At 43.1% G+C, this 6,782-nt stretch carries 9 protein-coding genes; 2 read left to right on the top strand and 7 right to left on the bottom strand.

Annotation, left to right across the window (positions count from 1 at the left end; translation table 11 throughout):
• Positions 1–41: 41 nt before the first annotated feature.
• Complete coding sequence (locus tag GVO62_RS09580; protein ID WP_159118821.1) at positions 42–1,082, bottom strand: UDP-N-acetylglucosamine 2-epimerase; 1,041 nt, start codon at positions 1,080–1,082, stop codon at positions 42–44.
• Positions 1,083–1,253: 171 nt separating this feature from the next.
• Between GVO62_RS09580 and GVO62_RS09575 the strand changes: the two genes are divergently transcribed.
• Positions 1,254–1,796, top strand: a complete 543-nt coding sequence (locus GVO62_RS09575) for a gamma carbonic anhydrase family protein (RefSeq protein ID WP_159118819.1) — start codon at positions 1,254–1,256, stop codon at positions 1,794–1,796.
• On the opposite strand, the gene aroE is transcribed toward GVO62_RS09575, so the two are convergent.
• A complete protein-coding gene (aroE, locus tag GVO62_RS09570) occupies positions 1,793–2,632 on the bottom strand; it encodes a shikimate dehydrogenase (RefSeq protein WP_159118818.1) in 840 nt (279 codons plus the stop codon). The genes GVO62_RS09575 and aroE overlap by 4 nt on opposite strands.
• Between aroE and GVO62_RS09565 the strand changes: the two genes are divergently transcribed.
• Positions 2,631–3,059, top strand: a complete 429-nt coding sequence (locus GVO62_RS09565) for a group II truncated hemoglobin (RefSeq protein WP_159118816.1) — start codon at positions 2,631–2,633, stop codon at positions 3,057–3,059. The two genes, aroE and GVO62_RS09565, sit on opposite strands and share 2 nt — an antisense overlap.
• Positions 3,060–3,174: 115 nt before the next feature.
• Here GVO62_RS09565 and GVO62_RS09560 read toward each other — a convergent pair whose 3' ends face one another.
• The 5 genes from GVO62_RS09560 to GVO62_RS09540 form a co-directional block, all read right to left on the bottom strand.
• Complete coding sequence (locus GVO62_RS09560) at positions 3,175–3,855, bottom strand: OmpW/AlkL family protein (protein WP_159118814.1); 681 nt, start codon at positions 3,853–3,855, stop codon at positions 3,175–3,177.
• A gap of 240 nt (positions 3,856–4,095) precedes the next feature.
• Positions 4,096–5,028 carry an oxygen-dependent coproporphyrinogen oxidase gene (hemF, locus tag GVO62_RS09555; protein WP_159118812.1) on the bottom strand — a complete coding sequence of 311 codons (933 nt, stop codon included), beginning with the start codon at positions 5,026–5,028 and terminating at the stop codon, positions 4,096–4,098.
• Entirely contained in the window at positions 5,025–5,630 is a 606-nt protein-coding gene (locus tag GVO62_RS09550; protein WP_159118810.1) for an L-threonylcarbamoyladenylate synthase, read from the bottom strand. The genes hemF and GVO62_RS09550 overlap by 4 nt, the downstream gene beginning before the upstream one ends.
• A gap of 45 nt (positions 5,631–5,675) precedes the next feature.
• On the bottom strand, positions 5,676–6,218 hold the full coding sequence (locus GVO62_RS09545; protein ID WP_105932365.1) for a DNA topoisomerase family protein: 543 nt from the start codon (positions 6,216–6,218) through the stop codon (positions 5,676–5,678).
• An 87-nt stretch (positions 6,219–6,305) separates the two neighbouring features.
• Entirely contained in the window at positions 6,306–6,782 is a 477-nt protein-coding gene (locus GVO62_RS09540) for a DUF494 family protein (RefSeq protein ID WP_025257120.1), read from the bottom strand.

The following is a 6,782-nucleotide window of genomic DNA, read 5'->3' as shown; positions in this document are numbered from 1 at the left end:
AAAAAAAGTGTCATATTCGTTTTGAACGCTCAAAATACCAACTATTCCCAATATTTCAGCTTATTCCTTAACCTAAACTTGCGCCAAAGGTTCAAAGGCTTCTTCTTAATTTTATCTTTATAGTTGTTATTGAAGTCATCAACCGCATCTAAAATCCGCTCGCAGTTATGTCCGTCTCTATATGCTTCATGATAATGAGCAAAGTCATTAACGTCTTTCATTAAGTCATCAGGTCGAGACAATGCCGTTTCTATTGCGCCCTCTACTTCATTCACATCGGTAACATTCAAAAGATGTTTTCCAGGGTTTGTATTGCAATAAGTAACAACAGGCTTATCCATCAACATAAACTCTAGGATAATTGAACTACTGTCGCACAACATAACGTCAGATTGCTGGAAGTCTTCTAATCGTACATTATCAATAAATGAAACATTGCTATGTTCGTCTGCCAACGCACGGTACTTATTCAAAAGCGCTTGGTCGCTAATCTTTGGATGAAACGTCAATCGCCAATTCCAATTTTTGCTTTTTGCCAGATGGCTTATGGTGTCAACCAGATGTGGGGCTGATGAAATTCCCTGTGAAAAGGTTGTGCCATAGAGGATAGTTGGAGCCTTATTATGCTTCTCATAGTCTAGGAAGTAAGGATCAACCTTTGCCCACCCCGTTTGATACACTTTGAAGAATTGATGTTTTGCTTCGAGCTTCTTGAAATACTCTGTGCTGCTTGGGCCTTGAGTGCAGTACATATCAAACCACCCGCGAATAGAAAAGTGGTCATCTTTTTCGTTATTCTTTTCTCCTCGCTTGCCTATGGGATATCCATGGAACACAGACACTTTTATGCCAGGTAAAAAGTGAAATATGAGATTCCCGCATGCAAAAATTGCGAGAGGGTTAAAATCGATAATGTCTTCAACGCTATTAAGCCTCAACTCATCAGCCTCTAAAAGGTCAGGACACCCATCCTCTAAAAACCACGCAGCTTCATCGCCTCTAGCTCTTATTGCTTCTTGTAGAGGTCTGTATATAGGGTATGCATAAGCAAGCCCGGTAAAAAACACATAGCGTTTTGACATCTATTCTTCTCGATATTTTTCGTAACGCATTACTCTATCATTTTTCTTTTCGACATTCCTTGGGCGGTGTTTGCATTGGGGATTCTCTAGGCGCTTATCAGTATCAACCCTTCTTTTTTGCTGTTAAAGTTTGCATCATTCACTTTCCTACTTCGTTTATAAGAGTGTGTAATGCATAAATCAGTAGATAGCTTTAAGGGTGTCTCACCTATTTTAGGGAAGCACGTTTACATCGATGCCTCTGCAAGAATAGTTGGAGATGTAGTATTAGAAGATGATGCCAGCATTTGGCCGTTAGTAGCAGCCCGTGGTGACGTGAACAAAATTCGTATTGGCGCCCGTTCTAATATTCAAGATGGCAGTGTTTTACACGTTACCCGTAAATCTGAGAAAAATCCCAACGGCTTCCCACTTATTATTGGTGAGGACGTTACCGTTGGGCACAAATGTATGCTGCATGGCTGCCAATTAGGTAATCGTATCCTGGTAGGTATGGGCGCAATTGTAATGGATGGTGTTATAGTTGAAGACGATGTGTTCATTGGTGCAGGTACATTAGTACCGCCAAACAAGAGATTAGAGAGCGGATTTCTTTATGTAGGAAACCCCATGCAAAAGAAAAGGCCACTCAACGACGCTGAAATAGCATTCCTAAAACAATCGGCCATTAACTACGTAGTATTAAAAGATGAATATCTTGAAGAAGCGAACTAGTTTCGCTTCTCGCTTTGCTCAACGATATCTCTGACCCGCTTTACAATATCCGATGTGTCAGGGCGCTTTTGTGTCCATATATAGAAGGCTTCGGCCGCTTGCTCAACTAACATTCCTAGCCCATCTATTTGTGTTTTAACACCTAGCTCAGCCGCATTTCTCATAAAGCGCGTGGGTGAGTTTTTATAGACCATGTCGTAAACCACTTCACAGTGTTGTAAAACACCATCAGTCAAACTACACGGCAATTCATTGCTTAAACTGGCGGCTGTTGAATTGATAATAATATGAGGCGCAACATCTGCGATATCTTCTATCGCCACCACCTGCACTTTAGGGTTTGAAGAAGCGGATGCTACTTCCTCAGCCTTCGCTTTTGTTCTGTTGGCGATGATTAAAGAAGCGGCACCTGCTTTTAATAACGGCGAAATGACGCCACGGGCTGCGCCACCGGCACCAATAAGCAATACACGTTTGCCCTTAATTTCCGCTCTATTATTGAGTAAATCATTTACCAGCCCAACACCATCTGTGTTGTATCCAAGCACATCACCATTGCCACCATTCATTAGTGTATTAACAGCTTGTGCATCTTTAGCCGCTTGGTCATCTACCTTTGCTAAGTTGAATGCATCAAGCTTAAAAGGCATGGTGACGTTACAACCTACCGCGCCTTCCTGAGCTAAAAACGCGTTGGCGGCATCTACAAAACCGTCTACTGGCGCAAGTATTTTTTCATAAGAAATATTTTCTCCCACTTGATCTGCAAACATTTGATGAATAGTTGGTGATAAACTCTGTGAAATAGGATTTCCGAATACAGCGAATTTTTTCATGGGAATACGAGACTTATTTAATATAAAGAAAAGCAACAATCGTTCTAAGAAGAGTACACCATATGAGCGTATAGGTGGAGAGGAGAAAGTACGGGAGTTAGCAAATGCTTTTTACGACATTATGGAGACCGATCCGCTAGCGAAAGAACTACTTACTATTCACCCTCAGCCACTAGACAGAATTCGTCATGTGTTTTTTTTATATTTGAGTTTATGGCTTGGCGGCCCTGATGATTATCAGCAGCAATTTGGTCATCCGCGTCTGCGTGCGCGTCATCTTCCCTACACAGTAACACCCGAGTTAAAGGCACAGTGGATGTACTGCATGAGAAAAGCCATGTTTAAAACCGTTGATGATATTACTTTAGCACAACAGTTAATTGAGGCGCTTGACCAACTTGCCGAACACATGGTGAATACACAATAAAAAAGCGCGTAAAAAGGATTAACCTTCTAACGCGCAAGTCCCCTGTACTGTCTACGCTCTTTGTGGCGCATAAAGTAGTGCAATTGTGAAAGCCTAACTTACCAGTAATAAAACTTTAGAAAGTGTAACCTACAGATAGTGTATAAACCCACGGGTCTATTTCAATATCGTTTACAGTGCCAGAAGCTTCGCCCACTTTAAATGTGGCTTCAGTATCAATATCTATATAGCGAACCGACGCGTTTACATGCCACTTTTTATCGATTTGGTAATCCATACCTATTTGGGCAGATAAGCCAAATGAGTTATCTAACGATAGGTCACTTAAACCCGCCGTTTCATTTGCACCCGTAAATTCCTCGTCAAAGATAAAGGTATAGTTAATCCCTGCACCAACGTAAGGCTGAAACGCCGAGCTTGCATCATTGAAGTAATAGTTAGCCGTCAATGTCGGCGGTAAGTGTGTTACCTCACCAAGCTGATTACCCGTACCTAATGGATCGGCAACGGAAAAGTTAACATCATGCTTAAATGGCGTTGCTGCCAGAAGTTCTATATTGATATTGTCGGTAATAAAGTACGCAACGTTTAAACCTAACTGGGTATCGTTGCCAATATTAAGTGCAACGCCAAGATCCGTCCCACCGGCCACGATATTAGACGTTGATTCATCCGGAGCTACCGTCGTAAGACCGCCTCGAACAATCCAGTCGCCCTGTTGATGAGCGCTGACTAAAGGTGAAAGTGCAGCAAGTGTAAGACAAAGTGCAGATGCAGATAGAAAGTGTTTGCGCATGATGTGTCTCTTTATATGTTTAACCAAGATGGCGCTACTTTACGCCTTTCGCTTAGCGAAACATTGATCCAGCGCAAGGTTGGTAAGCTACTGAAACACTGATGATATTCAGTATTGATGTAGATCAAAAAACGCCGTGTAAAAATATTACACGGCGCTTTTTCAGTCATTGAAATCGGTGTTTAACTATTGTGGTAGTGAGTAAGTTTTAAACCCCGATAACGCCTCGTTTGTGGCGCGTTACCAGTCAGTAGGCTTCAACCAGTCTGTTAACTTAGCTTCAGCGCTACCTGGTGCAGGTGAATAGCAATACTCCCAGCGGGCTAACGGTGGCATCGACATTAATATGGATTCCGTACGCCCACCAGTTTGCAAACCAAATAAGGTACCGCGGTCAAACACAAGATTAAACTCAACGTAGCGCCCTCTTCGATAAAGCTGGAAATCACGCTCTCTTTCGCCGTAATCAGCGTGCTTGCGGCGCTCGACAATAGGGACGTAAGCATCGATAAACCCATTACCGACTGCTTGCATAAATGCAAATGACTGTTCAAAGCCCCATTCATTAAGATCATCAAAAAATAAACCGCCAACGCCGCGGGTTTCGTTGCGATGCTTTAAGTAAAAATAGTCGTCGCACCACTTTTTGTATTTAGGATACACATCCTCGCCAAATGGCTTACACAACTTCTTCGCAGTGTTGTGCCAATGCGCGACATCGTCTTTAAACGGATAGAATGGTGTTAAGTCAAAGCCACCACCGAACCACCAAATGGGGGCTTCGCCCTCTTTTTCAGCAATGAAAAAACGAACATTAGCGTGGGATGTTGGGATATACGGGTTATGTGGGTGAATTACGAGAGATACGCCCATCGCCTGAAAATTTCGCCCTGCAAGTTCAGGTCGATTAGCCGTTGCCGATGCGGGCATTTGGCTTCCAAATACATGGGAAAAGTTAACGCCACCTTGCTCAATCACCGCACCATTTTTTAGTACTCGAGAGCGGCCGCCGCCTCCTTCTTCACGCTGCCAGCTGTCTTCAACAAACTGACCTTTGCCATCAGCAAGCTCCAGCGTTTGGCAAATGGTGTCTTGCAATCCTAATAGATAGCTTTTTACCTGTTCAATGACTTCGGCGGCGTTTTTACCATCCAGTAATTCTGCTGATGTCATACTCTTATTACCTCTGCTGTGTCACCATCGCGAATGGTACTGGGTTTGGATGCACCGCCAACTTCTCCGTCAATGTAAAAGACAGAATCGGCGAATACGGCTTTTGCTTCTTCAGTGGTGGTAGCCGGCGGTTGACCGGTAAGGTTAGCGCTTGTAGAGACTAAAGGCCTACCTAGCTTATTACATAACGCCACCACTACAGGGTGATTAGTTACACGCACAGCTATTTTACTGTGCTTGCCCGTCAACCATGCTGGTGCCGACGCCGACTTGGGTAATAACCAAGTGTTAGGACCCGGCCAACTTGAAAAGATATCGGTGCGCCTGTCAGGACGAATAGCATTGTCGTCAACATAAGGCAGCAATTGACTGTAATTCGCAGCAATTAAGATCACGCCTTTTTCAACTGGTCGCTGCTTTATCTCTAATAGCGCATTTACTGCCTCTTCGTTATCTGGGTCGCACCCGATACCCATTACCGCTTCGGTTGGATAAACGATTAAACGACCAGCTTGAAATGCGGCAACAACTGGGTCTACTTCAGATAAACTAGCCTCAACGGGGTTAAACGTATTTACGCTCCCATTTTGGATATCAGACATGGTTTTAATCTCTACGTATAGTTCTTCGTATAGTTGTTCGTATAGTTACTTTTTAAAGCCACAAGTTGGCTGAGGGCACTGAATCTGCCCTTTTTTATCTATTAAAACTCCCCATCCACATTCGGGGCACTTTTCATTTACTGGCGTGAAATTTAGCACATAACGGCATTTCGGATAATGGTTACACGCAAAAAACTGTTTGCCGTATTTGTTAGTACGCGAGATTAACTGGCCTTTCTCACACTTTGGGCAATCTACCAAAGTATCTTCTTTTTCTTTTATAGGCTCAATGTGATGGCAAGAAGGAAAATTAGTACAGCCGATAAACATACCAAATCGGCCCTTTTTTATTGCCAAGTCAGATGCGCATTCAGGGCAGGCTACACCCTCTAAGGTTTTGAGTATAGTGGTTTGCTTATCGTGAAGTGGCTTGCTGAAAGTACATTCAGGATAGCCCGAACAACCTATAAAGGGACCTGATTTGCTGTTCTTTATGTGAAGAGGTTTACCGCAGTCCGGGCAGTCTCCGAAATTATCATCAAGAGCATGCTCGTGCGCTGAAAAAAGTGAATGGTCTATTTTAGACATGTATTAGACGTTAAGGCCTTAAACACGCTGCTATTTCACAGCGTATTCTTAAGTAGGTTTTTTTAAATGCCAGAGTCTACGACTGCATTAATGCAGAACACCATCTGGCTCTTCGAACAAAAGATCTTCCATCTGCGCGTAGGCTTTTTCTTTGCCAGGCACGTTAAACAGTACCATTAGCACAACCCACTTCAGATCTTCTAAACAAAATTCGCTAGAGTCAATTTCCATAACGCGATCTATTACCATCTCGCGCGTAGACGCATCCAAAACGTTGACCTGTTCTAAGAACATAAGAAAACCGCGACATTCCACATCTAAACGCATTTGTTCTTCGTGCGTGTAGATACGGCTTAAGCTAGTGCTAATGCCTTTGCAAAAATACGGTTTAATATCCGTTTCTTGCAGTGCTGCTAACTTTTCTAACCATGCGAGGGCTTTATAAATCTCATCGTGATGAAATCCTGCGCGCACAAGCTCTTCCGTTAACTCGTCTTGATCAACACGAATTTCCGTTTCACTGTGAATGAAGTTTTCAAACAGATACATGAGGATATCGAACAT

It is taken from the genome of Alteromonas sp. KUL150, assembly GCF_009811475.1.
GTDB lineage: Bacteria > Pseudomonadota > Gammaproteobacteria > Enterobacterales > Alteromonadaceae > Alteromonas > Alteromonas gracilis.
The sequence above is the reverse complement of the archived record's forward strand: the minus strand, read 5'-3'. Positions and strand labels throughout refer to the sequence as shown.

Bases quoted from the DNA above. Each gene is read 5' to 3' on its own strand.
- GVO62_RS09560 (WP_159118814.1), bottom strand. From the start codon at position 3,855: ATGCGCAAACACTTTCTATCTGCATCTGCACTTTGTCTTACACTTGCT.
- GVO62_RS09550 (WP_159118810.1), bottom strand. From the start codon at position 5,630: ATGTCTGATATCCAAAATGGGAGCGTAAATACGTTTAACCCCGTTGAG.
- GVO62_RS09580 (WP_159118821.1), bottom strand. From the start codon at position 1,082: ATGTCAAAACGCTATGTGTTTTTTACCGGGCTTGCTTATGCATACCCT.
- GVO62_RS09575 (WP_159118819.1), top strand. From the start codon at position 1,254: ATGCATAAATCAGTAGATAGCTTTAAGGGTGTCTCACCTATTTTAGGG.
- hemF (WP_159118812.1), bottom strand. From the start codon at position 5,028: ATGACATCAGCAGAATTACTGGATGGTAAAAACGCCGCCGAAGTCATT.
- GVO62_RS09565 (WP_159118816.1), top strand. From the start codon at position 2,631: ATGGGAATACGAGACTTATTTAATATAAAGAAAAGCAACAATCGTTCT.
- aroE (WP_159118818.1), bottom strand. From the start codon at position 2,632: ATGAAAAAATTCGCTGTATTCGGAAATCCTATTTCACAGAGTTTATCA.
- GVO62_RS09545 (WP_105932365.1), bottom strand. From the start codon at position 6,218: ATGTCTAAAATAGACCATTCACTTTTTTCAGCGCACGAGCATGCTCTT.
- GVO62_RS09540 (WP_025257120.1), bottom strand. From the start codon at position 6,782: ATGTTCGATATCCTCATGTATCTGTTTGAAAACTTCATTCACAGTGAA.